The following is a 26,488-nucleotide window of genomic DNA, read 5'->3' on the forward strand; positions in this document are numbered from 1 at the left end:
CAAATGGGACAAGTTACTGCTAACTATCAAGATGATAAAGGTAACAAATTAGCTGATTCTGAAGTTCAAGTTCTTAAAGTAGGTTCAACTTACAAGACCGAACAAAAGAAGATTGCTGGATACAAGTTTGTGAAGACAACTGGTGATCCTGTAACAGGTAAAGTAAAAGCTGTTGCAGTTGGAGCAAGCACTCAAAAAGCTAAGATGAAAGCTGAAGCTATGGAAGCTGCTACAACAACAGGAGGACAAACAGTAAATTACATTTACTCAAAAATTCCTGCACCAGTAGATCCTGACAAACCAACAACAATCACAACTATTACAAAGACAATCACTAAGTACTTACCAAAAACTGGTGAACAACAATTGGCTGTCTTAGGAATCGTTGGTGTGCTAGTTCTAGCAACTGCAGCATACTTGAAATTCCGCAAAAAAGCTTAATAAGAAATAAACTATAGAAAACGCCGTGAACTGCGACGTTTTTTATAATTATAACTTAAACAGAACAACTCTAAATTGGTATGAAGGTATATTTTATGAAAACAAGAGATACTATAATCTATCCAGTAATTATCACTGAGATTCAGGATAACGAACATTATTATACGGTGACTTCTCCTAATATTGAAGGCATGATAACTCGAGGAAAAACTTTTTCCGATGCTGCTACCAAGGCTGAAGATGCGATTGCCACAATCTTAAACGAGGGAAGTAGCTATCCTGAAGTTCAAGACCCAACAACTTGGGAAATTAATGATAATGAAAAGATTGTTTATATTAATGTTAATATGACCAAATGGCGTACTCGAAATACTCAAACAATTAGAACGACAATAACTATGCCAGAGTATTTGAGTGTTCTAGCTAGAAAGAATAATATTAATGTATCTAGAGTTGCAACTGAAGCACTTAAGAAAAAACTAAAGATATAAAAAAGAAGTTCAACATATTGTTGAACTTCTTTTTATTTATTTACTTTCTTTATGTGGCTTCTTATTGTCTAAGTCGGTTCTGACAACTAATACATCACACTTAGCAGTACGGGTAACATATTCAGTTACGGAACCAATGAGTAGTCGTTCTACGGCATTTAGTCCAGTAGCACCAATCATAATCAAATCAATATCAGCTTTTTTAGGAAAGTCCTCAGAAATAATTGTTTTCGGTGCACCATATTCGATTGTAGAATCCACTTCTTTGATTCCTTCGTCTTTAGCTGATTTTACATAGCCATCAATGGTTTCTTTTGCTTTTTGAGTAACTTGTTCAACCATTTCTGAATCGAAACTAGAAACACTTTGGAAAGCTCTAGTATCAATAACATGCAAAATGTGAAGTTTAGCATTATTTCTTTTAGCAACCGCAACGGCCTTTCTGAATGCTAACTCAGCTTCAAAAGATCCATCAATTGGAACCAAGATACTTGTGTATTGTTGTAACATAGTATCACCTCATTTATTATTTTGTAACTTTATTGTAGTTCAAAAAAGGGTCATTTAACAAGTAATTCGAATTAGATTAAACGTGAAATTTATTGGAAATAAAGATTGCATAAAAAGCAGCACAGATACTACCAAATAATAGGGCAGAGATGCTGAGCATCTTGTTGTCAAAGAATAGAGTGACAAAGCCAAACATGGCTGAAATAAAGAACAAAATCGCAATGGATTTGGTTACTAATTTGTATTGATTGATACTGTCTGGTTTTATTTTGACGAAAGGTTCTTCAACGTGTCTTGATAAATAAGTAGCGATTATCAGAATTAATAGTGAAAAAATTCCCATGGCAATTTTGATTAACATTTGTTTCCTCCAATAAAAAAACGGTTCATTTCAGATGAACCGCTAAAACACTTTAAGTGACGCTTAGCATCGTGTAGTTGTCCCCGCGTTTTAATAAAAATCGGATTGTCTCAAAGCCAGTCACTTCTTTGCACAAAAGCCTGATCGTGACTATGAATAACTCTCCAGGGCATGTATTAGTTGTTCAGTCAACTGAAAATAATGCCTCTCTATCACTCAAGCATTTCATGCATATCTTAGCAACATTCGCGAGAAATTTCAATCTTTACGAGCTTCATTTATTTTGTCATATTGTTGTTTCAAAGCTTGTTCATATTTTCCAGTAGTTTTTGGATCATAATAGAGTTTTTTCTTAATCTTATCAGGCAAATATTGTTGATCAACCCAGTCATTTGGATAACTGTGCGGATACTTGTATTCAACACCATGATTAAGTTTCTTTGCTCCTGAGTAATGAGAATCTTTCAAATGATCAGGAATATTACCAGAGTTGCCGGCTTGAATATCTTGCATAGCACCATCGATGGCGGTCATTGCCGAATTGGATTTTGGACTTAGACAGAGATCAATTACCGCAACTGCTAGTGGAATTCTTGCTTCAGGTAAACCTAATGATAAAGCGGCTTGGGTAGCTTCGACAGTTCGAGCACAGACTTGTGGATTTGCCAAACCAATATCTTCATAGGCACAGACAGTGAGGCGGCGAACCACTGAGACCAAATCGCCAGCTTCAAGTAATCTTCCCATGTAGTGGAGGGCAGCATTGGCATCTGAACCACGAATTGATTTTTGAAAAGCAGAGATAACATCATAATGTCCATCACCGTCTTTATCAGCGGTGAGAGCTTTTCTTTGAACTGATTCTTCAATAATCTCTAAAGTTAAGTGAATTACGCCGTCAGAATCTGGTGCCGTGGATTTAGCAGCAAGTTCAAGACCATTAAGAATACTTCGTAAGTCGCCATTAGTTGAGGACACCAAAAGTCCGAGGGCGTTGTCGTCTAGTTTGATATTCATGTTACCTAGACCGACTTCTTTATCACTTAAAGCACGAGCAACGGCTTTTTTTAAATCTTCTTCATTCAAAGGTTTAAGTTCGAAAATTTGGGTACGAGAGCGAATCGCTGGTGAGATATTAATATAAGGATTCTCGGTTGTGGCACCAATCAAAATAATACTTCCTTGTTCTAATAATGGTAAAAGGAAGTCTTGTTTAGTCTTATTTAGTCGATGAATTTCGTCAAGGAGTAGGACAACTGTACCGCTCATCTTCGCTTCTTCAGCAACGACTTTGAGTTCTTTTTGACCGTCGGTGGCTGCATTTAAAGTACGAAAAGCGTATTTGGTACTACCAGCAATAGCGCTCGCAATGCTGGTTTTTCCGATTCCTGGTGGTCCATATAGAATCATCGATGATAATAATTTTGCATCGACCATTCGACGAATGATTTTTCCAGGGCCAACAAGATGTTCTTGACCAACGATGTCGTCAATCGTCTTGGGTCTCATTTTGTATGCAAGAGGTTGTTGCATTGCAATACTCCTTTGAATTAGTTATCTTAATATTAACAATAAAAAGCTCAGAGGTAAAAGATGTTTAATTCTGATGATTTTAAGGTTTTTGACGACCCAACTTTAGCTGGTCGCTTGGGAAAGATTAAAGAAATTATTGACCCGAAGTTTGAGTCATTAGGTGAATCATTATTAGATCAATATCAAGGACAATTTCAGCAACAACTATATGTCCATATTGCCCAACATATTCGTCGTCACAAGAATCCACCAACTGACACCTGGATGGCAATTAGTACCAATAAACGAGGATACAAATCTTTACCACATATTGAAATAGGATTCTGGCCAGAGTGTATCTTTAGTAATATTTCGTTTTTGACTGAAATTGAGAAGCGAAAAGATGTTGTTGATAGATTAAATAAAGTAATTACATTTGATCAGAATTTAGGAATTTCAACCGACCATACACAGAGCCAACTGCAACCATTAACGAAAGAAAATTTTGAAGCGGCTACGCAACGTTATTTGAAGATAAAAAGTGCGGACTTGGTAATCGGCTATACTTACGATAAAGAAAGTTTTGATAACGAAGCAATATTAAACGATTTGCTAGGGTTGTTCAGTTTATTAGAAAAATTTGAACGATGATTGAATTCGGTTGATAATAATTTAAATGTTATAATTATTATAGAGAGCAATCGCAAGGAGAATGAAATGGGTAAATTCACAGTTGATAAGAAATTCTGGGAATTATTTCCAGAAACAAAAATTACTTTTTTAATTGCAAAAAATGTTGATAATACAAGTTATCGCGATACACCAGATGATTTACTTGATAAAGCCAATCAAAAAGCTGCTAAGTGGGTTCCTGATGATCCAATCAGTGAGAATCCGGTTGTTAAGGACTGGCGAGAAGCTTTTCAAAAGTTTAAAACTAAAAAAGGTGCTCGTTGTGCGGTTGAAAATCTTTTGAAACGTGCTAAGAATGGCAAAGGAGTAGGGCAAATTAATCCGGTTGTTGATATTTATAACTCCGTTTCATTGAACTGGGCTTTTCCTTGCTCAAGTGAAGACAGTGATAAAGTAGTTGGCGACTTAGAATTGACGGTTGCTGATGGTGGAGAAAAATTCCTGCCTATCGGAGAAGCTGAAGTTGAAGAAGCACTACCCGGAGAAGTTATTTATAAAGATCAAGAGTCGGTATTAAGTCGTTGCTGGGCTTGGCGTGATAGTTCGCGAGTGGAAACAACCGAAACTTCTAAGAATCTTATTTTCTACATGGAAAATGTTAATCCCGAAAGGGATGCCGATCACCAAAACGCTATCAAAGAGTTACAAAGTAAATTAAAAGATTATTTAGATATTGATACACGGGTAATATTGGTAACCAAAGATAATCCTGAAGCTGAATTTTAGATAATAAAAAAACACATCCAAATGGATGTGTTTTTGTTTTGCCAAATCTTAAAGGATTTGGTTATAGTATTCAACGACAAGTGATTCGTCGATTTCTGGGTTAAGTTCTTCACGTTCTGGCAATCTTACAAGTGAACCAGAGTTTGTGCTTTCGTCATAACTAACGAAACCAGGGCGACCAACAACTGCTTCAAGAGCTTCTTTAACAATTGCCAAGTCTTTTGATTTTTCTCTTAATGAGATAACTTGTCCAGGTTTTACTTCGTATGAAGGAATATCTAAACGTTTGCCATCTACTAAGATGTGACCGTGGTTAACAAGTTGACGAGCTTGTGGTCTAGTTGAAGCAAGACCTAAACGATAAACAACGTTATCTAATCTTGTTTCAAGAAGAGCCATCAAGTTAGCACCGTGGATACCTTCCATTTTACCGGCACGAACGAACAAGTTACGGAATTGACGTTCATTTAATTCGTACATGAAACGTAGTTTTTGTTTTTCTTTAAGTTGAGTACCGTATTCAGAAACTTTTCCACGACTGTTTGGTCCGTGTTGTCCAGGAGCGTAAGGGCGACGTGCTAATTCCTTACCTGTTCCTGAAAGTGAAATTCCTAAACGACGAGATAATCTCCATCTTGGTCCTGTATATCTTGACATATATATGTCCTCCAATTTTTTTTGGAGTAAAATAAATCAAAAATAAGTTCGACATTCGTTCAGTTCTCGTTTCAATCTTCACCATTGCAGCCGTAGGTTACACAATTGAGCTATTACGCGTTGAACTGTTGACGAGCTTGCCACTTATCGCTGCATTATTTTACACAAGTGCTATCATACCGACATTTTGACGAATAGTCAATGTTAAATAGGGGATAAATATTAATTTTTTTAAAAGTTATTTAAATAACCCGTGGGATAGGGATATTTTATAGTAATGGTTTGCTATAATTAAAAATGATGTAAAAACTAAACTGAGGTGGCAACTGTGGCGTTAAATATTTTTATCGCAATTATTATTCTTTTAATTCTCGCAATAGTTTTCATTTGGTATATGACCAACAAAAATGAACGAGATTTAATTGAAGTACAAGATCGTATCGACTTGTTGAAAATAGGTAATTTAAAAAAAGTATTAGATGAACTAACGAAGACCCAATTCACTGGGGCTAGTTTGAAGAGCTTTCAAGAACAACAAGCTATTTATAATGAAATTGTAAGTGAAAAGATTCCGGTAATGAATGCCGAAGTTGAAGAGATACAAGAAGATAACTCGAGATTCAAAGTTTTTAGTGTGCACAATAAGTTAAAAACTAAGTTTCAAGAAATTGATGATGTCAAAGAAGAAATCAATCGAGTTAATTATAGTTTGACTCGTTTGGCTGAGAGTACCAAAATCAATGCTTCTCAAAGTAACGAATTAAAAGACCGTTATCAAGCAATTCGTAAACAACTATTAACTAAATCATTTGTTTATGGTTTAGCTGCACCAAAGTTAGAAGAAGAATTGAAAGCTATTGAACTTCAATTCGAAAAAGAAACTGAATTAACTCAAAAAGGTGACCACTTAGAAGCTAAGTCACTTCTAGATGTGATTAAAAAAGATATTGATAAGATTGATTGGAAGATGAATCAAATTGAACCATTGTATCAAGAATTGATTGACGTGTTCCCAGGTCAATTGGAAGAAATTGAATCAGTTTACCAAAAGATGAAAACTCAAAAATATGATTTTCCAAGTCCTGGAATTGAAGCTGGTGTAATTTCTATAACTGATCAGATTGCTAACACCAAAGAAAAAATCAGTACTTTTGATTTCCCAGTTGTTAAAGAACAAAACGCCAAGATTGCTAGTGAAATTGACGGACTATATTCAACGCTGGAAGAAGAAGCAAATGCTAAAAATGAAGTTCAAAAAACTGGTGATAAAGTCTTTGAATTCCTACAACATGCTAAGAACCAAAATGATACTTTAATTAGTAGCTTGAAGAAAATCAGTCGTGATTATATTTTATTGAATCAAGAAGATGAAGAAGTCCATAGTTATCAAGAACAAATTTATGAGTTGATTGAACAATATCATGAACGTTCTGAAGAGATGGCAACAGACAGTGTAATTTATTCCGAAATTTTAACAGCTAATAATCAGACTACTGAAAAACTTACTGAAATTGAAACTAAACAAAAAGAAATTCATGAGAATTTCCAAGCTATGGTTGAAGGTGTCGAAGTTGCCAAAGTTAGTGTCAACAACTACGCCAACAGCTTGAAGAACCAAAAACTTAGAATTGATCAATTAAGATTATTGGGACTTCCTAAAGACTATCTCGACTATTACAAGATGGTGGCTTCAGAAATTAATAAAATGCAAGGTCAACTTAATGAACCAAAGATTAATGTTGATGAAGTTTCTAAACAATCATTTATTGTTCAAGAAGATCTCAGCAACTTAGAGCAAAAAACCGATGAATTAGTTAACAACGTTAAGCTAACTGAGATTGCCATTCAATATGCAAACCGTTATGTTAACAGTGATGAAGAAGTTCGCGAAGCTTCTCAAAACGCCAAGAGATTATTTGATCAAGATTTCGATTATACCGGTGCTTTGAATATCATTGGTGGTAGCTTAGAAAAAGTTGAACCTGGGTCAATGAAGAGATTGCAAGACTCAATGGGTGCATAAAAATATAAAATAAAAAAGCCATTATGGCTTTTTTATTTTGAGAAAAGATTGAAAATAGTTAGTTTTTCGTTGAGCTTGATTTTGTAATACGGTGAAACATCGGATTTTTGAATTCTTTGATAAGCTTTTATTCGATATTTTTTGAGATTTGAAAGGATTTCTTTTTCTGATCTTTCAAATAGATCTATGTTTTCAAGAGTGAAATATAAATAACGACAGTTGATATTTTGACGAATTATCTCTAAGTCACTTTCAAAGAAATCATAGATCACTTTTTGAGTGGGCCCGCCACCAAAGACATCATCAGCTAAAATAGAAATTCTATCTAATATATACATATCATCAATTTGTTTAATTCCCCAAAGAACAGAGCCACGGCCTAACGAATTACCATTAGAAAAACTGACCAAATATTCAAAATTAAGATTCTTCTTGAAAAGCTCTCCAACGTATTCAGACTCTGGCCAACTAAAAGGATGGTAGTTGCTTTTGATCCAATTCTTTTTCTGTTCTAGATTCATCTTGGAACTATTTACAATTTTTGTTTTCATAATAGTTAAGTATACATTATTTTAGAAAGTTATTAAGTATCAGTAGATGCTTAATTTATGTAAATGTTATATGATATTAAAGTTAAAAACAGTGTATTATTTGAAACGGTGGTAGATAAAATGATTTACTTTGACAATTCGGCAACTACAAAAATCAATGCCGATGTATTAAAAACCTATGAAAAAGTTTCAACGGACTTTTATGGTAATCCTTCTAGTCTTCATAAGTACGGCGAGAAGGCTTTTCAAATGCTCGAGACTTCACGACAACAAATCGCTGACTTGTTAAAAGTAAAGCCAAGTGAAATCTTCTTCACTAGCAGTGGAACCGAAGGTGACAATTGGGTTATCAAAGGGACAGCTATGGAGAAGCGGGTCTTTGGGAAACATATTATTACTAGTAGTATTGAACATCCGGCAGTGTTGAATTCAATGAAGCAATTAGAAAAACTTGGTTATGAAGTAACATACTTACCAGTTGACTCAGAAGGGTTCGTTAGACCTGAGGATGTTAAAAAAGCTATTCGCAAAGAGACGATTTTAGTTTCTATTATGGCTGTGAATAATGAAATTGGATCAATTCAACCAATCAACGAAATAGCTGCAATCTTGAATGATTATCCAACGATTCATTTTCATGTTGATGCCGTACAGGCAATTGGTAAAAACATTGATGAGCAATACATGAATGATCGTGTTGATTTCATGACTTTTTCAGGACATAAGTTCCATGCTCCTCGTGGCGTTGGTTTTGTCTACTATAAGAATGGCAAACGAATTGAAGACTTATTAAGTGGTGGCGGACAAGAAAATAATCAACGTAGTTCTACCGAGAACACTCCGGCAATTGCTGCGATGGCTAAAGCATTAAGAATGCTGAAAGAAGACGAAGTAAATAGTGCTCAACGCGAATCAGAATTGAAAGAAATGTTAGTTAAGCATCTTGAACAAAAGAAGAATGTGACAATTTTCTCGCCGATTTCTGAAAATTTTGCGCCCAATATTGTCTGTTTCTCAATGCATGGCGTTCGTGGTGAGACAGTAGTGCATGCTTTTGAACAATATGATATTTATATCTCCACAACTAGTGCTTGTTCTTCAAAAAAAGGTGTTGAGTCAGGTACGCTGAAGGCGATGCATGTTGATGAAAATATTGCCACTAGTGCAGTTAGAGTAAGTCTTGATAACACTAATACTAAAGAAGAAATGCAAGAGTTCATAAATGCGTTAGATAAAATCTATGAGCATTTCCAAATTCTAAATTAATAGGTGAAAGAATGAATTATACTGAAATAATGGTTCGTTACGGCGAATTATCAACAAAAGGGAAAAACAGAAAAGACTTTATCAGTCGCTTGAACGGAAACGTGACTAAGGTCATGCGCGGATTAGATAAGTTGAGTATTCGTCCACATCGTGACCGAATGCATATTCAATTGAATGGTGAAGATTACCAAGAAGTAATTACCAGATTGCGTAAGGTTTTTGGTATCCAAACTTTTTCTCCAAGTATTAAAGTCAAAAAAGATTTCGAGGAAGTAAAAAAAGTTGCTCTTGAAATGATGCAAGAAGTCTATGAAGATGGGATGACTTTCAAAGTAAACACCAGAAGATCAGACCATGAATTTGAACTTGATACAAATGAAATCAACTTACAACTAGGGGACTACATTTTCACTAACATTGAAGGTATTCAAGCTGAAATGCGTAAACCTGATGTGAAATTGCTAGTTGAAGTTCGTCAAGATGGCATTTACTTATCTAATCAAGTTATCAAGGGTGCTGGTGGAATGCCGGTGGGAACTGCTGGCAAAGCTGAATTAATGTTATCAGGTGGAATCGATTCACCAGTAGCTGGTTATTTAGCTATGAAGCGTGGCGTTGAACTTGAGATGGTTCATTTCTACAGCCCACCTTATACAAGTGAAAATGCTTTGCGTAAGGCTAAAGAATTAACTGGTAAATTAGCAGCATACAGTGGACCAATTAAATTCATAGCCGTACCTTTTACAGAAATTCAAGAGACAATTAAGTCCGAGCTTCCTGAAGGATACTTGATGACAATCCAACGCCGATTCATGATGCGACTAACTGACTTAATTCGTGAAAGAAATAATGGTTTAGCAATTTTTAATGGAGAAGCGGTTGGACAGGTTGCTTCTCAAACATTGGAAAGTATGGTGGCCATTAACGACGTTACCAATACACCAATTCTTCGTCCTGTTTCTAACATGGATAAGAATGAAATCATTGAGATTGCTGAAGATATTGATACTTTTGATTTATCAATTCAACCTTTTGAGGACTGTTGTACGGTCTTTGCACCACCAAGTCCGAAGACACGACCTAATTTAGAAAAAGCTCGTTTCTATGAATCTAAATTAGATGTTGAAGGATTGATTCAACGTTCACTTGATGGAATTGTGGTATCAACTGTGATGCCAAATGAAGAATTTTTGACTCAAGAAGATACTGAAATCAACGAATTATTGTAATCTTATTGACTAGTCGAAAAATTTACATTAGTATCTTATTAAAGGCGTTGAGCAAGAGTTTTTTTAGTCCTTAACTTGTAGAGAAGATGAGTTGCTGAGAACATCTAGTTAAGCTAAAAAATGTTACTTGTGAGCTTATCTATACGATCGGGATACCGTTATCTATTTGAGGAGAGCGAGAGTGTGACATTTGCCGTTTATGGGAGATGGAACAGGTTTATATTCGTTCTTGAATTTAGGTGGTACCACGAGCATTCGTCCTAGTAGGCGAATGCTTTTTTTGTACAGAAATTATCACAAAAAGAGGTAATTCAATGAAAGAAGTAAATATGGATCCAAAATATAATCCAACCGAAGTTGAAAAAAACTTATATGACAAATGGCTTGATGAAGGTGTATTCAAACCTTCAGGCAATAAAAATGCCAAGCCATATTCAATAGTTATCCCACCTCCAAATGTCACGGGGAAACTACATTTGGGACATGCCTGGGATACAGCAATTCAAGACACTTTGATTCGCTTGAAGAGAATGCAAGGCTACGATACTTTGTATCTTCCTGGAATGGATCATGCGGGAATCGCTACCCAAGCTAAAGTTGAAGCTAAGCTTCGTGATGAGGGGGTTGATCGTCATGAATTAGGCCGTGAAAAATTTGTCGAACAAGTCTGGGCTTGGAAAGATGAATATGCCTCAACAATTAAATCACAATGGGGTAAGTTAGGACTTTCTCTTGACTATGACCGTGAGCGCTTTACCTTAGATGAAGGTTTGTCAAAAGCTGTTCGTAAAGTCTTTGTCCAAATGTACAATGAAGGCTTAATTTATCGTGGTGAATATATTATTAATTGGGATCCACAATTACAAACAGCCTTGTCAGATATTGAAGTTCTTCATCAAGATGATGAAGGTGCTTTTTATCACGTCAGATATCCCTTTGCTGATGGGAGCGGCGAAATTGAAATTGCAACAACTCGTCCGGAAACAATGTTTGGTGACACAGCGGTAGCAGTTAATCCAAGTGATGAACGCTATAAAGATTTAGTTGGCAAAGAATTAATCTTGCCATTAACTGATCGAAAAATTCCTATTATTGCCGACCATCATGTTGATAAAGACTTTGGTACTGGAATGGTTAAAATCACCCCAGCTCATGACCCTAATGACTTTGAAGTAGGAAATCGTCATGACCTTGAGCGAATCAACGTTATGAATGATGACGGAACCATGAATGAACGTGCCGGTAAATATGTGGGAATGGACCGCTTTGATGCACGTAAGGCGTTGGTTAAAGATTTAGATACCGAAGGCTTCTTAATCAAAGTAGAGCCAATGGTTCATAGTGTTGGACATTCTGAACGTTCAGGCGTTCAAGTTGAACCACGTCTTTCAACCCAATGGTTCGTGAAGATGAAACCATTAGCTGATACTGCCATTAAGAACCAGTCAACTGATGACAAGGTTAATTTCGTTCCTGATCGTTTTGAAAACACATATCGTCAATGGATGGAAAATGTCCACGATTGGGTTATTTCACGTCAATTATGGTGGGGACATCGAATTCCTGCTTGGTACCACAAGGAAACCGGTGAAATGTACGTTGGCGAAGAAGCACCAGCAGATATTGAAAATTGGGAACAAGAAAATGATGTGCTAGATACTTGGTTCTCAAGTGCTTTATGGCCGTTTTCAACAATGGGTTGGCCAGATGTTGACAGTGCGGATTATCAAAGATATTTCCCAACTAATACTTTAGTAACTGGCTATGATATTATCTTCTTCTGGGTTTCTCGAATGATTTTCCAAAGTTTGAAATTTACTAACGAACGTCCATTTGAAAATGTAGTAATTCATGGACTAATTAGAGATGAGAACGGTAAGAAGATGAGTAAGTCATTGGGTAACGGAATTGATCCAATGGATGTCATTGAAAAATATGGAGCTGATGCCTTACGCTGGTTCTTATTAAATGGTTCAACTCCTGGACAAGACACACGTTTTAGTTACGACAAAATGGATGCAGCCTGGAACTTTATCAATAAGATTTGGAATGCTAGCCGTTACGTAATTATGAACTTGGAAGATACTCCTGAACCCCAAGACTTACCAAATATGTCACAAAATGATTTAACCGATGATTGGATTCTGGCTAGACTGAATGAAACTGTCGGTGAAGTTAATGACTTATTTGAGAAATTTGAATTCGGTGAAGTTGGACGTAGTATGTACAACTTCATTTGGAATGATTTCTGTGACTGGTATATTGAGATGTCTAAGGCAACGCTTAATGGCGATGATGAAGAAGCAAAAGCTCATAAGCGTTACGTATTAGCATATGTCCTTGACCAAGTCTTGAAATTGATGCACCCAATCATGCCATTTGTAACTGAGAAGATTTGGTTAAGCATGCAATACAGTGGTAAGTCAATTTCTCTTAAAGAGTATCCTGAAGTACATAGTGAATTTAATAATTCCGATGCGATTTCAAATATGACAACGATGATAGATTTAATAAAAGCTATCAGAAAGATGCGCTCTGATGCTAATGCACCATTGTCAAATCCAGTTGATATCATTATTAAACCAAGTGATGACGAAACTAAGAAAATCATTGAAGAAAATATTGAATATGTTGATCGTTTTGGACATCCAAAAGAATTAACAATTAGCTTGGATGCTAAAGCTCCTGAACTAGCAATGACCGAAGTAATTAACGGAGCAGAAATCTACGTACCACTAGCGGAATTAATCAATATCGACGATGAAATCAAACGTCAAGAAGATGAACTTGCTAAGGTACAAGCTGATTTAGACTTTGTTAACAAGAAACTTTCTAACGAGAAGTTCGTTGCCAACGCTCCAGAACAAGTGGTAGCAGAACAACGTGAAAAACTTGCTAGCTACGAAGAAAGAAAACAAAAAATTGAAGCAAGAATTGCACAATTGAAGAATTAAAAAAGTAGGCGAAAGCCTGCTTTTTTGGTATAACTAATTTATGACAAAAGTTGAAGAAACAATTAAATATATTCATGGATTACCTAAGTTTCATAAGACGGCGGACTTCGCAAATATCAAAGAAGTTTTGAGTCGCTTAAATAATCCGCAAAATGATTATCAGACGATTCATATCACCGGCACAAATGGCAAAGGGTCAGTGGCTCATTTTATTAATCAAATGCTGATTAATTCTGATTATCAGGTAGGGATGTTCACTTCGCCTTATATCGAAGAATTCAACGAGCGAATTCAGATTAATAATCGTTTTATTTCTGATGAGGAATTAATTCACTTAGTTGAACAAGTTAAAAATGTAGCTGGTGAGATTTCGTTAGTAGAATTTGAATTCGTAACTATTTTAGGTTTTCTATATTTTAGTTTGCATCAAGTAGATGTGGCAGTGATTGAAGTTGGGATTGGCGGATACCGGGATAAAACCAACGTTGTTGATGCCGACATTGCCGTAATTAATAATATTGGTTTGGATCATCAAGCTCTGATTGGACCAACACTAGAGGATATTGCAGTTGAAAAATCTGGAATCATTAAAAGAAATAGTGTGGCAATTTTAGGTGATATTGAGGCTGAATTATGGTCAATATTTGAAGAAAAAGCTCAGGTAGAATCTGCTAAACTACTAAAATATGGTAGTGATTTTCACGCTTCAAAAATTGTTGATGAAAATTTCAAGTTCCAATCGAATGAATTATCAATTAACGACTTAATGTTAGCAACGGCAGGAGATTTTCAAATTAAAAATGCCACAGTAGCAATTGAAGCATTTATTGAATATCAAAAATTGCGACAACAAGAAATCGATGTACAAATCATCAGACAATCGATTTCTCAAGTTCAGATGTTAACTCGCCTACAAGTTATCCGTAATCATCCTCGAATAGTCCTTGATGGCGCTCATAATGTACATGCAGCAAAGGAACTAGTTAGAACTTTTCAAAAGCAAGATGTGAAAATTTTAGTGGCTATTATGAAAGACAAAAATTTCCAGGCTGTTCTAAAGGAATTGTCGAAGATTTCATCGGATATAACTTTAACAACTTTTGAGGAAAATCGGAGTCTAAGTCAAGATGATATTGTTCAAAGCCAGCTTGAATATCCATTCATAAATGACTGGCATCAATTTATTACTGATTTTGTTCGAGAAGATTCAGATGAAACTTTATTAGTAACTGGGTCGATTCATTTTGTTTCACTAGTTCGACAAGATTTTACGTAATTTCATTTTAGTAATGAGGTGAGTGAAATCGATATTAGAGAAACGGCAGCCGAATTTGGTGTTGAGAGTTTAAATGATTTTGAAATTATCAAGTTGTTGATTAGATCGGGAAATAAGTCTGCATCAGTTGAAGAAATTGCCCATGATTTTTTGAATAAATATCAAAATATAGCTGAAGTTGATTTTGCAAGTATTAAACAACTCCAAGAAATTAAGGGATTGGGGAAATGCCGAGCTATCGAAATTAAAGCTGCAATTGAACTTGGCAAACGAGTACAGGCGGGCAAAACTGTCAGATATCAAGAAATTAATTCTAGTAAAGCCATTGGCGAGTTGTTAATTAATAAGTTAACTGGACAAACTCAGGAACTGGTTATGGTGGTTTATTTGGACACGAAGAATCAGATTATTAAACTAGATAATATCTTTAAAGGAACATTGAATTCGACAACGGTTCATCCACGAGATATTTTTCGTCGTTGTTTGCAACTTTCCGCATCTAAATTTATTGTGGCCCATAATCATCCGAGCGGTATTATATCGGTATCTGATGCCGATCTCGAATTTACTAATCGATTATTGAAATGTAGTGAGTTGATAGGTTGCGAACTATTGGATCATTTAATTATTGGTAAAGATTCCTATCTTAGCTTGAAAGAGGAGTCGCTAATGTAGGAAAATAGCCGGGTAAGTTAAATAGGCATCTTTTTTTGAATCTATTTATGATATAATCTTTCTAATATTACGTAACTAAAGGAGCGGTTTATTTTGTTTGGAATTGGCACAAGAAATATAGGGATTGATTTAGGTACAGCGAACACACTTGTATACGTTGACGGTAAAGGAATAGTTTTGAACGAACCTTCCGTTGTTGCAAAAAATACTTCGACAGGTGAAGTTGTTGCGGTCGGAGAAGAAGCACGTGAAATGATTGGTAGAACACCGGGGAGCATTGTTGCAATTCGTCCAATGAAGGACGGAGTTATTGCTGACTATGATACAACGGCTGCCATGATGAAATACTTCTTGGAAAAAACCATTGGCAATACTAAACCTTTAGTTATGGTTTGTGTACCAAGTGGCGTAACTGAAGTTGAGAAGCGCGCTGTTGTTGAAGCTACTCAACAAGCAGGAGCTAAAGAAGCTTATGTAATTGAAGAACCATTTGCTGCAGCTATTGGAGCAGGACTTCCTGTAATGGATCCAACTGGTAGTATGGTAGTTGATATTGGTGGTGGAACTACTGATGTTGCTACAATTGCTTTAGGTGGAATCGTTTCATCACGTTCAATTCGTGTTGCGGGTGATAAGTTCGATGAATCTATCATTTCATACATCAGACAACAATACAGTCTATTAGTTGGTGAAAGAACTGCTGAACAAATCAAAATGGAAATTGGCTCAGCTTCAGTTCAAAAAGCTGATGAAGGAAAATCCATTTCAATTCGTGGACGTGACTTGATGACAGGTCTTCCTAAGACTATCGAATTAACTTCAGTTGATGCAGCTCGTGCTATTCAAGAAGACGTTAATGAAATTGTTACTGCTGTTAAAGAAACTCTTGAAGAAACATCACCCGAAATTGCCGCTGATATTATTGATCACGGAATCGTTTTAACTGGTGGTGGAGCTTTGCTTGGAAATCTTGCAGAAGTTATCTCTGATGAAACTAGTGTTCCAGTTTTCATCGCACAAGATGCACTTGAATGTGTAGCTATTGGAACTGGAGAATCTCTTAAAAATATCGACGTTATCAGACGTCACTAACAGATTTGTGGATGAATAATCCACTTTTTCTTTAAGTATTGGGAGTAGTAAAGAATGAATAAGTTTTTCTCAAATAAAAAATTAATTATCTTGATGATTGCGGTTATTTTTACTTTTGGATTAATAGCTGTATCTTTGAATATTCGTGATAATAAAAATGACTCACCATTTTTCCAACAAGCTGGTAATGATACTACCAGTTTATTTGGGAGAATCATTTCTACTCCGGTTAATGCAATTCGTAACTTTGGAAATAACGCTTCAGATTTGATGAACACTTATTCCGAGAATAAACGTCTAAAAGCTAAATTAAGTGAATATGAACAAACTAAAGTTGAACTAAGTACTAAGAATAATGAAAATAAGGATTTGAAGAAACAACTAGATCTTTATAATACTTTGACTGATTATTCGCGAATCAATGCTTCAGTTATCAACCGTTCACCAAGTGACTGGCAAAATTATTTAACTATTAATCGTGGCTCTCTAAAAGGAATCAAGAAGAATATGCCAGTTATGTCTGGTTCGGGTTTGATCGGTCGAATTGCTGATGTTAATAAAACTAGTTCCAAAGTAGAGTTAATTTCATCTGAGAATTCCTCAAGTAACCGTTTTGCAGCTGAAGTATTGTCAACTTCATTGAACGTTAACGGAGTTATTACAGGTTATAATACTAATTCTGGATTGCTTGAAATGACACAAGTGAATACAGTTGATGGGGTTGTGACGGGGCAAAAAATTATTACCTCTGGTTTAGGTGGAATCACTCCACGTGGATTGTATATTGGAAAAGTTCTAAGTGTTAAAAAAGATAACTACGGACTTTCAAATGTTATCTATATTAAACCGGCTACTGATTTAACTAAGTTCACAGTTGTGACGGTTATTGATAGAAGCGTAGGTGATAACTAATGAAGAGAGTCGTTAACACATTCAAAGTTATTGGCCCATTTGTTATGTTGGCCGTTGCTTTTTATTTAGATGGAATCTTGAAATTAGGATTAGATTTTTTGAACAGTGGGAATAATAATGGTTTGCCACAAATAATGTTGATGGTTTTTGTCATGTTTGCTTTTAAGTTTGACATGAACCGTGAGCTGATTGTCTATTCATTTGTTTTTGGATTTTTATACGACATTTACTATATGAATATATTCGGTGTCTATACGGTAATTTTGCCACTGTTTGTCAGTTTGTTGTTATTTGCTAAAGAATATTTTCCTGATTCAATCATTATTGAAACCTCATATTATCTACTAGTACTAGTGGCAATGCATACCGTAGTGTTTGTATTAGGTTTAATCTTTAAAACTGTGAATTTGAATTTTATTGATTTTCTATCATTTACAATTTGGCCAACAGTCTGGTTCAATTTGATTATTTTTCTTCTACTATATGTGCCATTGTCATGGTTAATTTATAAATTAATTGATTTAAGAAGAGTGTTTTAAAAGGCAAGTTTTACTTGCCTTTTTTGTTATCTTGGTATAATTTTAAGTTGTTGTTAATTTAAAAAATTAAATAGTCTCACAAAGGGGAGCCTTTTGGCTGAGAGTGATGTAATGTCAGACCCTTAGAACCTGTTTGTTAGTACAAGCGTAGGGATTTGTGTGGAGGAAACTCCTTTTGTGATGACTAAATCATGAAAGGAGTTTTTTTATATGCAAACAACAAAAAAAGCTGACGTTTTGTCAGTTACCGTCGAAGGAGCCATTATTACTGCTTTAGCAATGGCTTTGAATTACTTACCACATACAACTGGAATTTCAGCAGTTGAATTTTCATACGGTTTGGTACCGTTGACCATTTATGCTTTTAGAAGAGGATTTTTGCCAGCTACTTTATCTGGATTTGTCTGGGGTATTTTAGATCTAATTCTAAGAGGCCTTGGTAACGGAAGTGTCTTGAATCCACTTCAAGGATTTTTGGAATATTTCATTGCCTTTGCTTTAGTTGGGTTAGCTGGTCTTGGTTATAAAACTGTTCAGGCACGAATTCATGCTGGTAAGAGTATTCTTGCTCCAGCATTAGGCTATGCGACTCTAGGTATTTTTGGAAAATATCTAATTCATTTTATTGCTGGTGGATATTATTGGGGTATGTATGCTCCTAAAGGTATGAATCCTTGGATCTATTCACTAACCGTTAATGGTGGCAGTGCTTTAGCCAATGTAGTTTTAGTTTTAGTAGTTCTAGTTCTGTTGAAACCTTCAATGAAAACATTATTAATTCCGAAGAGATAAAAAAATCGCCCGTAAGGGCGATTTTTTTACGCGATTGATGCAACGGCGGCAAAAACAACTCCGCCAATGATAATGAGTAACATAAGCCAAACAAATATTTTAGTAATTTTTGATAAAGTACTAGGTTTCTTGTCCATTCAATACACATCCTAATTAATTGTTATTGAGAATTTTACTTCAATTAACTTAATTATTCAAATAAATTAAATATCCCCCACCAAAAACCACCTTTTAAAATCCTATTATATTAGGATTTTAGGGTGGTCTTTTCATTTTTATAACTTTTTTGTGGAATTATGTGGTACGAAGTGGTGGGTTGTGGTAATATTATATTTATTAGGAAAGGGTAAGGAGGTGATTTGGATGTTCATGGGTGAATATAGCCATTCTTTAGATACAAAAGGACGTGTTATCGTTCCTGCAAAATTTCGACAGAACTTAGGTCATGATTTTGTTTTGACTAAAGGTATGGACGGATGTTTATTCGGATATCCAAATGACCAATGGAAAAAGTTGGAAAAACAACTTGATCAACTACCCTTAACTAAAAAGGATGCACGTGCATTCGTTAGATTCTTCTATGCTTCGGCAACAGAAACTGAAATCGACAAACAAGGAAGAATTAATATTTCTTCTTCCTTAATGAATTATGCGAATTTAAAAAAGAATTGTGTAATTGTCGGTGTTTCTGATCGAATTGAAATTTGGGATCAAGAAAAATGGGATCAGTTCAGTACTGATGCAGCAGAAAACTTTGATGAAATATCAGAGAAAATGATGGACTTTGACTTGTAGGAGTAGAAATGTTTGAACATACAACAGTTTTATTAGAAGAAACAGTTAGATATTTGAACGTTTCTCCCACAGGAACATATATTGATGCAACTTTTGGACGTGGTGGTCATACCAGAAAAATTCTAAGTCAATTAGATGGCGGTAGAGTGATTGCCTTTGATCGTGATAATACAGCGATTGAAGCTGGAGAATTATTAGCAAAAGAAGTCGCTGATAATTCAAACAATGAATTAATAATGGTCAAAGCTAATTTTCAAGATTTAGCCACACAACTAGAAGCGCTCAATATAGAAAAAGTCGACGGCATCATTTATGACTTGGGAGTCTCATCTCCACAATTCGACGATCCGACTAGAGGTTTCAGTTATAAAAAATCTGCACGTCTAGATATGAGAATGGATCAAAATCAAGAACTTGATGCATATCAAATCGTCAATGATTGGCCATATGAGGAATTAGTTAGAATTTTGTTTCGTTATGGTGATGAGAAATTTGCTAAAAAAATTGCTCGTTCAATTGAAAAGAACCGTGAACAACAACCAATTGAAACGACAACGGAATTAGCAGAGCTTATCAAAGAAGCAATTCCAGCAGCCGCTAGAAGAACCGGTGGTCATCCTGCCAAAAGATCGTTTCAAGCAATTCGAATTGCGGTAAATGATGAACTTGGTTCACTAGAAAAATCTTTGATGGCAGCTATTGATTTAGTTGATCTAGGCGGAAGAATCTGTGTCATTACTTTTCAATCTTTAGAAGATCGAATTGTTAAGCAGATGTTTAAAGAATTTTCCGAGGTTGAAATTCCTCGGGGGTTGCCAGTCATTCCAGATGATTTACAACCAACCTTAAAAATGATTACCAAAAAACCCGTATTGCCAACAGATGATGAGCTTGAGGATAATCGCCGCTCACACAGTGCTAAGTTACGGGTGGTTGAAAAAATTAATAATCGTAATTAATAAATGGGGAAGTTACCATGGATAATAACAATACAGCTAGAAATTATGAAACATATACATATGAGCAACCTTTAAGACAACCGGAAACTCGCCGTGAGACGGTTAAAAAGGTTCAAACCAAAAGCGTTCCAGTTTCAAAACTTGAGGGTTTCTTGTTAGCTGCGCTAGGAGTTGTTACAATGGTACTTATGATTGCCCTAGTTTCTGTGAAAGTTTCAACTACAATTACCTCACAACAACTACAAAAAGCTAGTAATTCACTTGATTCTGTTACCAGTAAGAATGTCGATTTAAGACAAGAAGTAGGTGAGTTGACGAGTTCACAAAGACTAACACAATATGCTCAACAACATAATATGAATGTGAGCAACGCTAATGTTAGGAACGTTTCAAAATGAATAATAATCACAAAAAAAATAATTTAAGAGCAAAATCGAGCAGGACACTATTTGCCAAAGTGTTGGTAGCTGCATTTGCTCTTATTTTTGTTATTTTCATTTTTCAATTTGCAAAGATTGCAATGACTGGACAGGCAAAAGGACAAAATCTGAGTTATCGAACCAAATTTAAATATACCCAAAAGAATCCTTTAATTGCCCAACGTGGGAATATTTTCGATGCCAATGGTGATATGGTGGCTTCTAATGCTGGCGAATTTTCTATCTACGCTATTTTGGATAAACAAAACCGCACTAAGACCGGTAAGATTGACTACGTCAAAGATAAAGAAAAAACAGCTGAAGTCCTCAGTAAGTATCTTGCCTTAGACAAAGAAACAATTTTGAAGTATTTAAATTCAAAAAAGAAAGCCTTCCAAGTGGAGTTTGGATCAGCCGGAAAGAAACTTTCCTTACATACTAAGGAAGAGATCTCTGCAGAAAAATTACCGGGAATTAAATTCTTTAAAACACCTTCAAGATCATATCCGAACGGAATTTTTGCCTCAAACCTAGTTGGGATTACTAAAGTTGAGAATAAAAAAGATGCCACTGATATTCAAAAAATTAGCGGCATTATGGGAATTGAAAAGGAATTTGATAACCAACTAGCTGGTAAAGACGGAATTAAAATTTCAAAAGTTGATACTTCAGGTAACGAACTCCCAGAAACTAAAGTTGTTCAGAAACAATCAAAAGATGGCGATGATGTCTATTTAACAATTGATTCAAAAATTCAAGACTATTTAGAAATTTTGATGAGTGATGTTCAAAGCAAATATCAACCAAGAGAACTAAAAGCAGTAGTAATGGATTCAAAAACTGGGGCAATTCGTGCGATGTCTCAACGCCCAACTTTTAATCCATCTAATTTATCTGGCCTATCAGATAGTTGGAAAAATACGCTTGTTGAAGATCAATATGAGCCGGGTTCGGTTATGAAAATCATGACTCTATCAGCAGCAATTGATTCTGGTAATTACAATCCTAATGGCTACTATCAATCAGGTAGTGTCAAAGTTGATGATCGTACCATTAGTGATTGGAATAAGACTGGATGGGGAAGCATTCCTTTGAGCCAAGCCTTTCCACGTTCTAGTAATGTTGGGATGGTAAAGCTTGAACAAGCAATGGGTAGTGATGTTTGGCTAGACTATTTGAAGAAATTCAAAATGGGAGAGAAGACCGGTATCACTCTTCCTAATGAAACCAACGGAGCAATTTCTTTCGAACACAGATCTGATCAAGCAATGACCTCATTTGGACAAAGTATTAATGTTAATACCTTACAAATGCTTCAAGCAACTTCAGCAATCGCTAACGGTGGGAAAATGATTAAACCTTACATTGTTGATAAGGTTGTCAATCCGAATACCGAAGAAGTTGTTGAAAAAACTAAAACTCAATCAGCTGGAACGCCAATTAAGAAAGAAACGGCTGATCAGGTAATGGATGCAATGAAGCAAGTTGTCAGTGCCGATTACGGAACTGGTCGCGTGTATGCAATTCCTGGCTATGAAAATAACATTGCAGTCAAAACTGGTACTGCTCAGATTGCTTCACCAAATGGAGGATACTTAACTGGTTCAAGTAATTATATCTATTCCGTAATGGGAATCTTACCAGCTAATAATCCAAGATATATTGTTTACATTACTATTAAACAGCCACAAAGAATGACTCAATCTGCCGAAAAGATTTTATCAGAAATCTTTAATCCCTTGGCACAAAGACTATTACAATCGACTGTTAAACAAGCACCTAGCTCAATTAGCCAAATTGAAGTAGGTGATTTAATTGGTGAATCTGTTGAAGAAGCTAAGCAAAAAGTTACTAAACTAGGATTAACACCATGTGTGATTGGAACTGGTTCAAAAATTGTTCAGCAGTTACCTAAGTCAAAAGCCAAAATTTTAAGTGGTCAAAAGGTGTTATTATTAACTAATGGTGCAATGACGATGCCAGATGTTTCAAATTGGTCACAAAGTGATATTTTGAAATTATCAGAAGTTACGGGAATTAAGATTAAAACTAAAGGCTCGGGTTATGTTACTAGCCAAAATCTGAAACCTGGTGAAATAATGTCAGGCAAAAAAAATATCGAGGTGACACTTGCCGGTAGATAGTGTTACTTAAGGAGTAATAATGTTATCAGAATATTTAATTTCAATTGTTGGTAGCTTCGCTATCACAGTTATCATCTTGCCTTTGTTTATTGGCTATTTACGAATGAAAGACGAAGGTCAACAAATTAGAGAAGAAGGTCCAAGTTGGCATGAGAAAAAATCAGGAACGCCGACAATGGGTGGGGTGGTTTTTCTATTAGCAATTGCCATCAATAATATTTTTATGGGCTTTTACAAGCACCAAAATACCTTATCTCTAATCATTGTTACTGCCGTGATTATTTTATTCGGTTTGTTAGGATTCTATGATGATTTTATTAAAGTGAATCTCAAGAGAAATCTGGGCTTACGTGCTTGGCAGAAATTCTTAGGTCAGGTAATAATTGGAATTATTTTTGTTCTAGTTTATTTCCATGAAAAATTCTCAATTTCAATTAATCTTCCTTTTATTGGAGACGTTAGTTCAGTTCCATTCTTTATCTTCTTTGCTATTTTTTGGTTAGTCGGGTTCTCAAATGCGGTCAACTTAACCGATGGATTAGATGGATTAGTAGCTGGATTAACTGCTATATCTTATGGAACTTATGGAATTATTGCTTTGGATCAAGCACGTGGCGATATTGCAATAATTTGTTTCTCAGTGGTTGGTGGCATGATTGCCTTTCTAATCTATAATCACAAACCTGCTAAGATTTTTATGGGCGATGTTGGTTCACTTGCCCTTGGTGGTGGATTAGCGGCAATTGCATTAATCTTGCAACGTCCATGGTCGTTATTACTGATTGGTTTAATCTATGTAATTGAAACAGCTAGTGTCATCCTACAAGTCGGTTCATTTAAACTATTTAAGAGAAGAATATTTAAAATGACACCAATTCATCATCATTTTGAAATGCTAGGTTGGAGTGAATGGAAAATTGATATTACGTTCTGGTTTTTTGCTTTAATCTGTTCAAGTATTTATCTAATGATTTTCTTATAAAAAAAGAGGTTATAAAAGTTGAAGGATATCAAAACTTATCAAAACAAAAAAGTTTTAGTTTTAGGGCTAGGAAGATCAGGAATAGCTGTCAGCAAACTTCTAGTAAAACTAGGAGCAATTGTTATTATTAATGATAGCCAAGAAGCACCTATTAATTCAGATATCCAAGAACTAGAAAATTCGGGAGTCAAGATTATTACTGGCTCTCATCCATTGGATTTATTCGATCAAGGTTTTGAATATATGTTCAAAAATCCCGGAATTCCATATTCCAATGTGATGGCCCAAGAAGCTGAAAAAAGAAATATTCCGATTCTGACTGAACCGGAACTTGCCTATGAAGTTTTAGAAGGGCAAATGGTTGCGGTAACAGGGACTAACGGGAAAACCACTACGACAACTTTGATTTCACAAATGCTCGCTAGTCAAACAAAGGAACATAAAGTTTTCACTGGTGGGAACATTGGACTAGCGTTGAGTAACGTCGCTCAAGTTGCCGAAAAAAATGATTACTTAGTGGCTGAGTTATCGAGTTTTCAATTGATGGGTGTCAAAGAATTACATCCCAAGATAGCAGTACTAACCAACATATACTCAGCTCATCTTGATTATCACGGTAGTCGCGAAAACTACATTGATGCCAAAATGAATATTACTAAGAATCAAACTGCTCAAGATTATTTTGTGGTTAATTATGATGATGAAGAATGGATTGATTTAGTCAAACAAAGTCAGGCACAAATAATTCCGTTTACAAAAGGTGACAAATTCCAAGAAGGTGCTTATATTCAAGATGATGCTATCTATTTTCAAGGTGAGAAAATTATCCCTGTTGATGAAATTAGAATTCCCGGAAGTCATAATGTAGAAAATGCCATGGCGGCAATTTGTGCAGCTAAGCTGTTAAACATTTCAAATGAACATATTCAAAATGTTTTGACTACTTTTACTGGGGTTAAACACCGAATTCAATTTGTCGAGACAGTTAATCAACGAAAATTCTACAATGATTCTAAGGCAACTAATATCGAGGCAACTACGGTAGCTTTGACTGCATTTAAACAACCGATTAACTTGATTGCCGGTGGCTTGGATCGTGGAAATGGGTTTGACGAATTAATTCCAAATTTAAAGAATGTTAAAACCTTAGTGGCTTTTGGTCAAACAGCTGATAAACTAGTCGAAACAGCTCAAGCAGCAAAAGTTTCGACAATTGTTAAAGTTGCTGATTTAAAAGAAGCAACACAAAAAGCGTTTGAGCTTAGCGAACCAGAGGAAATAATCTTATTATCACCAGCTTGTGCAAGTTGGGATCAATATGATAGCTTCGAGCAACGTGGTGATGAATTCATTGCTGAAGTTGAAAAAATTAGAAAGGAAACCGACCAATGAGAGTAATTATATCCGGAGGTGGAACGGGTGGACATATTTATCCAGCCATTGCCTTGATTAAACAATTGAAGAAACGAAACCTCTTGGATGATGTTTTGTACGTTGGTACTCAAAAAGGGTTGGAAAGCCGCATTGTAAAGGAACTAGATATTCCTTTTGAAACGGTTGAAATTCAAGGCTTTAAGCGAAAGTTATCCTTTCAAAATGTAATCACCGTTAAATTATTTATTGAAGGAATTTTTAAGGCACGTAAAATCATCAAACAGTTCAAACCAGACATTGTGGTGGGAACTGGTGGCTATGTTTCCAGCTCAATTGTTTATGCTGCACATACTTTAAAAATTCCCACAATTATTCATGAACAAAATTCAATTGCTGGAGTAACTAATAAATTTTTAGGAAACTTCGTTAATAAAATTGCTATTTCATTTCAAGAAGTGGCAAGTGAGTTTAAAGAAAAAGATAAGCTAGTGCTGACTGGTAATCCAAGAGCTCAAGAAGTAGCAGGAATTAAGAAAAATAATCGTCTGCAAGAATTTGGTTTAGATCCTAAAATTCCTACCGTACTAATCTTTGGTGGAAGTCGTGGAGCAGAGCCATTGAATCGTGCTGTAATTGGCTGTTTGAAGGAATTTAGTGAGCAGTCATATCAAGTACTTTTTGCAACTGGAAAAATTCATTATGATTACGTCAAAGAGGCGATTAAAGACACTGATTATGAAAATGTTTCGGTAGTTTCATATATTGATAATATGCCGGAAATTTTACCTGATGTGGATTTGATTGTTGGTCGTTCAGGGGCAACAAGTATTGCTGAAATCACTGCGTTAGGAATTCCTGCAGTTTTCATTCCTAGTCCATATGTTACTCATGATCATCAAACAACAAATGCTCAAATTTTGACTAAAGTAAATGCTGCTAAGATGATTAAAGAGCCTGATTTGAATGACAAGAGTTTGATGGAAGTAGTCAATCAAATTATGAATGATAAGCAGTTACACGACGAAATGGCTGATAATTCTAAGAAATTAGGAATGCCCGATGCAGCAGATTTATTGATTGATCAGATGTTAGATTTAACGAAGTAGTGAGAAAAA

Annotated in this window: 27 protein-coding genes and 1 riboswitch; of the genes, 21 read left to right on the forward strand and 6 right to left on the reverse strand. The window is 35.5% G+C overall.

Features of this window, described 5'->3' with window-relative positions; all coding sequences use genetic code 11:
• Both Q2T76_RS04130 and Q2T76_RS04135 read left to right on the forward strand, forming a co-directional pair.
• Positions 1 to 441, forward strand: a 441-nt coding sequence (locus Q2T76_RS04130) for a MucBP domain-containing protein (RefSeq protein WP_302084259.1), incomplete at its 5' end; no start/stop codon positions are given.
• A gap of 95 nt (positions 442 to 536) precedes the next feature.
• Positions 537 to 932, forward strand: coding sequence for a type II toxin-antitoxin system HicB family antitoxin (locus Q2T76_RS04135; RefSeq protein WP_302084260.1), 396 nt, complete (start codon positions 537 to 539; stop codon positions 930 to 932).
• A gap of 36 nt (positions 933 to 968) precedes the next feature.
• Here the strand turns inward: Q2T76_RS04135 and Q2T76_RS04140 are convergent, their stop codons facing one another.
• From Q2T76_RS04140 to Q2T76_RS04150, 3 genes are all read right to left on the reverse strand, one after another.
• Positions 969 to 1,442, reverse strand: a complete 474-nt coding sequence (locus Q2T76_RS04140; protein WP_302084261.1) for a universal stress protein — start codon at positions 1,440 to 1,442, stop codon at positions 969 to 971.
• Positions 1,443 to 1,518: 76 nt separating this feature from the next.
• Positions 1,519 to 1,803: a hypothetical protein gene (locus Q2T76_RS04145; protein ID WP_302084262.1), complete on the reverse strand. Its 285-nt coding sequence runs from the start codon at positions 1,801 to 1,803 to the stop codon at positions 1,519 to 1,521.
• A gap of 258 nt (positions 1,804 to 2,061) precedes the next feature.
• Positions 2,062 to 3,336, reverse strand: coding sequence for a replication-associated recombination protein A (locus Q2T76_RS04150; RefSeq protein WP_302084263.1), 1,275 nt, complete (start codon positions 3,334 to 3,336; stop codon positions 2,062 to 2,064).
• Positions 3,337 to 3,396: 60 nt separating this feature from the next.
• On the opposite strand from Q2T76_RS04150, the gene Q2T76_RS04155 reads away from it, so the two are divergent.
• Together Q2T76_RS04155 and Q2T76_RS04160 are read left to right on the forward strand one after the other, a co-directional pair.
• Positions 3,397 to 3,966, forward strand: coding sequence for a DUF1054 family protein (locus Q2T76_RS04155; protein WP_302084264.1), 570 nt, complete (start codon positions 3,397 to 3,399; stop codon positions 3,964 to 3,966).
• A 66-nt stretch (positions 3,967 to 4,032) separates the two neighbouring features.
• Entirely contained in the window at positions 4,033 to 4,734 is a 702-nt protein-coding gene (locus tag Q2T76_RS04160) for a B3/4 domain-containing protein (protein WP_302084265.1), read from the forward strand.
• Positions 4,735 to 4,782: 48 nt separating this feature from the next.
• On the opposite strand, the gene rpsD is transcribed toward Q2T76_RS04160, so the two are convergent.
• Positions 4,783 to 5,391 (reverse strand): 30S ribosomal protein S4, encoded by a 609-nt coding sequence (rpsD, locus tag Q2T76_RS04165; RefSeq protein WP_302084266.1) that lies wholly within the window; start codon positions 5,389 to 5,391, stop codon positions 4,783 to 4,785.
• A 328-nt stretch (positions 5,392 to 5,719) separates the two neighbouring features.
• Here rpsD and Q2T76_RS04170 point away from each other — a divergent pair, with 328 nt between their 5' ends.
• Positions 5,720 to 7,414: a septation ring formation regulator EzrA gene (locus Q2T76_RS04170; RefSeq protein WP_302084267.1), complete on the forward strand. Its 1,695-nt coding sequence runs from the start codon at positions 5,720 to 5,722 to the stop codon at positions 7,412 to 7,414.
• Positions 7,415 to 7,446: 32 nt separating this feature from the next.
• On the opposite strand, the gene Q2T76_RS04175 is transcribed toward Q2T76_RS04170, so the two are convergent.
• Positions 7,447 to 7,965: a hypothetical protein gene (locus Q2T76_RS04175; protein ID WP_302084268.1), complete on the reverse strand. Its 519-nt coding sequence runs from the start codon at positions 7,963 to 7,965 to the stop codon at positions 7,447 to 7,449.
• Positions 7,966 to 8,085: 120 nt separating this feature from the next.
• Here Q2T76_RS04175 and Q2T76_RS04180 point away from each other — a divergent pair, with 120 nt between their 5' ends.
• From Q2T76_RS04180 to thiT, 9 genes are all read left to right on the forward strand, one after another.
• On the forward strand, positions 8,086 to 9,231 hold the full coding sequence (locus Q2T76_RS04180; protein WP_302084269.1) for a cysteine desulfurase family protein: 1,146 nt from the start codon (positions 8,086 to 8,088) through the stop codon (positions 9,229 to 9,231).
• An 11-nt stretch (positions 9,232 to 9,242) separates the two neighbouring features.
• The gene (gene thiI / locus Q2T76_RS04185) at positions 9,243 to 10,460 is read left to right on the forward strand and encodes a tRNA uracil 4-sulfurtransferase ThiI (protein ID WP_302084270.1); all 1,218 of its coding nucleotides are present in this window, start codon (positions 9,243 to 9,245) and stop codon (positions 10,458 to 10,460) included.
• Positions 10,461 to 10,774: 314 nt separating this feature from the next.
• Positions 10,775 to 13,414, forward strand: coding sequence for a valine--tRNA ligase (locus tag Q2T76_RS04190; protein ID WP_302084271.1), 2,640 nt, complete (start codon positions 10,775 to 10,777; stop codon positions 13,412 to 13,414).
• Positions 13,415 to 13,454: 40 nt separating this feature from the next.
• Entirely contained in the window at positions 13,455 to 14,690 is a 1,236-nt protein-coding gene (locus Q2T76_RS04195; RefSeq protein WP_302084272.1) for a folylpolyglutamate synthase/dihydrofolate synthase family protein, read from the forward strand.
• 18 nt (positions 14,691 to 14,708) lie between these two features.
• Positions 14,709 to 15,365 carry a DNA repair protein RadC gene (radC, locus tag Q2T76_RS04200; RefSeq protein WP_302084273.1) on the forward strand — a complete coding sequence of 219 codons (657 nt, stop codon included), beginning with the start codon at positions 14,709 to 14,711 and terminating at the stop codon, positions 15,363 to 15,365.
• Between the two features lie 93 nt (positions 15,366 to 15,458).
• Entirely contained in the window at positions 15,459 to 16,457 is a 999-nt protein-coding gene (locus Q2T76_RS04205) for a rod shape-determining protein (protein WP_302084274.1), read from the forward strand.
• A gap of 54 nt (positions 16,458 to 16,511) precedes the next feature.
• Positions 16,512 to 17,369, forward strand: coding sequence for a rod shape-determining protein MreC (mreC, locus tag Q2T76_RS04210; protein ID WP_302084275.1), 858 nt, complete (start codon positions 16,512 to 16,514; stop codon positions 17,367 to 17,369).
• The gene (gene mreD / locus Q2T76_RS04215; RefSeq protein WP_302084276.1) at positions 17,369 to 17,908 is read left to right on the forward strand and encodes a rod shape-determining protein MreD; all 540 of its coding nucleotides are present in this window, start codon (positions 17,369 to 17,371) and stop codon (positions 17,906 to 17,908) included. Before mreC ends, mreD begins: the two co-directional genes overlap by 1 nt.
• A 72-nt stretch (positions 17,909 to 17,980) precedes the next feature.
• A riboswitch (TPP riboswitch) is annotated at positions 17,981 to 18,080 on the forward strand.
• A 38-nt stretch (positions 18,081 to 18,118) separates the two neighbouring features.
• Complete coding sequence (thiT, locus tag Q2T76_RS04220) at positions 18,119 to 18,700, forward strand: energy-coupled thiamine transporter ThiT (RefSeq protein ID WP_302084277.1); 582 nt, start codon at positions 18,119 to 18,121, stop codon at positions 18,698 to 18,700.
• 26 nt (positions 18,701 to 18,726) lie between these two features.
• Here the strand turns inward: thiT and Q2T76_RS04225 are convergent, their stop codons facing one another.
• On the reverse strand, positions 18,727 to 18,837 hold the full coding sequence (locus Q2T76_RS04225; protein WP_302084278.1) for a DUF4044 domain-containing protein: 111 nt from the start codon (positions 18,835 to 18,837) through the stop codon (positions 18,727 to 18,729).
• Between the two features lie 226 nt (positions 18,838 to 19,063).
• Between Q2T76_RS04225 and mraZ the strand changes: the two genes are divergently transcribed.
• Genes mraZ through murG form a run of 7 tightly spaced genes read left to right on the forward strand, consistent with a single transcriptional unit; the run spans position 19,064 to position 26,479 of the window.
• Positions 19,064 to 19,495, forward strand: coding sequence for a division/cell wall cluster transcriptional repressor MraZ (mraZ, locus tag Q2T76_RS04230; protein ID WP_302084279.1), 432 nt, complete (start codon positions 19,064 to 19,066; stop codon positions 19,493 to 19,495).
• An 8-nt stretch (positions 19,496 to 19,503) separates the two neighbouring features.
• Positions 19,504 to 20,454 (forward strand): 16S rRNA (cytosine(1402)-N(4))-methyltransferase RsmH, encoded by a 951-nt coding sequence (rsmH, locus tag Q2T76_RS04235; protein WP_302084280.1) that lies wholly within the window; start codon positions 19,504 to 19,506, stop codon positions 20,452 to 20,454.
• A gap of 17 nt (positions 20,455 to 20,471) precedes the next feature.
• Positions 20,472 to 20,852, forward strand: coding sequence for a cell division protein FtsL (ftsL, locus tag Q2T76_RS04240; protein ID WP_302084281.1), 381 nt, complete (start codon positions 20,472 to 20,474; stop codon positions 20,850 to 20,852).
• Positions 20,849 to 23,017, forward strand: coding sequence for a penicillin-binding transpeptidase domain-containing protein (locus Q2T76_RS04245; RefSeq protein WP_302084282.1), 2,169 nt, complete (start codon positions 20,849 to 20,851; stop codon positions 23,015 to 23,017). Before ftsL ends, Q2T76_RS04245 begins: the two co-directional genes overlap by 4 nt.
• 16 nt (positions 23,018 to 23,033) lie before the next feature.
• On the forward strand, positions 23,034 to 23,999 hold the full coding sequence (gene mraY / locus Q2T76_RS04250) for a phospho-N-acetylmuramoyl-pentapeptide-transferase (RefSeq protein WP_302084480.1): 966 nt from the start codon (positions 23,034 to 23,036) through the stop codon (positions 23,997 to 23,999).
• An 18-nt stretch (positions 24,000 to 24,017) separates the two neighbouring features.
• Entirely contained in the window at positions 24,018 to 25,391 is a 1,374-nt protein-coding gene (gene murD / locus Q2T76_RS04255; RefSeq protein ID WP_302084283.1) for a UDP-N-acetylmuramoyl-L-alanine--D-glutamate ligase, read from the forward strand.
• Positions 25,388 to 26,479 carry an undecaprenyldiphospho-muramoylpentapeptide beta-N-acetylglucosaminyltransferase gene (murG, locus tag Q2T76_RS04260; RefSeq protein ID WP_302084284.1) on the forward strand — a complete coding sequence of 364 codons (1,092 nt, stop codon included), beginning with the start codon at positions 25,388 to 25,390 and terminating at the stop codon, positions 26,477 to 26,479. Before murD ends, murG begins: the two co-directional genes overlap by 4 nt.
• Positions 26,480 to 26,488 lie beyond the last annotated feature (9 nt).

The sequence above is a fragment of the Lactobacillus sp. YT155 genome (assembly GCF_030504545.1).
In the GTDB taxonomy this organism is placed as follows: domain Bacteria; phylum Bacillota; class Bacilli; order Lactobacillales; family Lactobacillaceae; genus BQUT01.

What these genes read in the sequence shown, in the direction of transcription:
- Q2T76_RS04135 (WP_302084260.1), top strand. Translation starts at nt 537, where the DNA reads ATGAAAACAAGAGATACTATAATCTATCCAGTAATTATCACTGAGATT.
- Q2T76_RS04140 (WP_302084261.1), bottom strand. Translation starts at nt 1,442, where the DNA reads ATGTTACAACAATACACAAGTATCTTGGTTCCAATTGATGGATCTTTT.
- Q2T76_RS04145 (WP_302084262.1), bottom strand. Translation starts at nt 1,803, where the DNA reads ATGTTAATCAAAATTGCCATGGGAATTTTTTCACTATTAATTCTGATA.
- Q2T76_RS04150 (WP_302084263.1), bottom strand. Translation starts at nt 3,336, where the DNA reads ATGCAACAACCTCTTGCATACAAAATGAGACCCAAGACGATTGACGAC.
- Q2T76_RS04155 (WP_302084264.1), top strand. Translation starts at nt 3,397, where the DNA reads ATGTTTAATTCTGATGATTTTAAGGTTTTTGACGACCCAACTTTAGCT.
- Q2T76_RS04160 (WP_302084265.1), top strand. Translation starts at nt 4,033, where the DNA reads ATGGGTAAATTCACAGTTGATAAGAAATTCTGGGAATTATTTCCAGAA.
- rpsD (WP_302084266.1), bottom strand. Translation starts at nt 5,391, where the DNA reads ATGTCAAGATATACAGGACCAAGATGGAGATTATCTCGTCGTTTAGGA.
- Q2T76_RS04175 (WP_302084268.1), bottom strand. Translation starts at nt 7,965, where the DNA reads ATGAAAACAAAAATTGTAAATAGTTCCAAGATGAATCTAGAACAGAAA.
- Q2T76_RS04180 (WP_302084269.1), top strand. Translation starts at nt 8,086, where the DNA reads ATGATTTACTTTGACAATTCGGCAACTACAAAAATCAATGCCGATGTA.
- thiI (WP_302084270.1), top strand. Translation starts at nt 9,243, where the DNA reads ATGAATTATACTGAAATAATGGTTCGTTACGGCGAATTATCAACAAAA.
- Q2T76_RS04190 (WP_302084271.1), top strand. Translation starts at nt 10,775, where the DNA reads ATGAAAGAAGTAAATATGGATCCAAAATATAATCCAACCGAAGTTGAA.
- Q2T76_RS04195 (WP_302084272.1), top strand. Translation starts at nt 13,455, where the DNA reads ATGACAAAAGTTGAAGAAACAATTAAATATATTCATGGATTACCTAAG.
- mreC (WP_302084275.1), top strand. Translation starts at nt 16,512, where the DNA reads ATGAATAAGTTTTTCTCAAATAAAAAATTAATTATCTTGATGATTGCG.
- mreD (WP_302084276.1), top strand. Translation starts at nt 17,369, where the DNA reads ATGAAGAGAGTCGTTAACACATTCAAAGTTATTGGCCCATTTGTTATG.
- thiT (WP_302084277.1), top strand. Translation starts at nt 18,119, where the DNA reads ATGCAAACAACAAAAAAAGCTGACGTTTTGTCAGTTACCGTCGAAGGA.
- Q2T76_RS04225 (WP_302084278.1), bottom strand. Translation starts at nt 18,837, where the DNA reads ATGGACAAGAAACCTAGTACTTTATCAAAAATTACTAAAATATTTGTT.
- mraZ (WP_302084279.1), top strand. Translation starts at nt 19,064, where the DNA reads ATGTTCATGGGTGAATATAGCCATTCTTTAGATACAAAAGGACGTGTT.
- rsmH (WP_302084280.1), top strand. Translation starts at nt 19,504, where the DNA reads ATGTTTGAACATACAACAGTTTTATTAGAAGAAACAGTTAGATATTTG.
- ftsL (WP_302084281.1), top strand. Translation starts at nt 20,472, where the DNA reads ATGGATAATAACAATACAGCTAGAAATTATGAAACATATACATATGAG.
- Q2T76_RS04245 (WP_302084282.1), top strand. Translation starts at nt 20,849, where the DNA reads ATGAATAATAATCACAAAAAAAATAATTTAAGAGCAAAATCGAGCAGG.
- murG (WP_302084284.1), top strand. Translation starts at nt 25,388, where the DNA reads ATGAGAGTAATTATATCCGGAGGTGGAACGGGTGGACATATTTATCCA.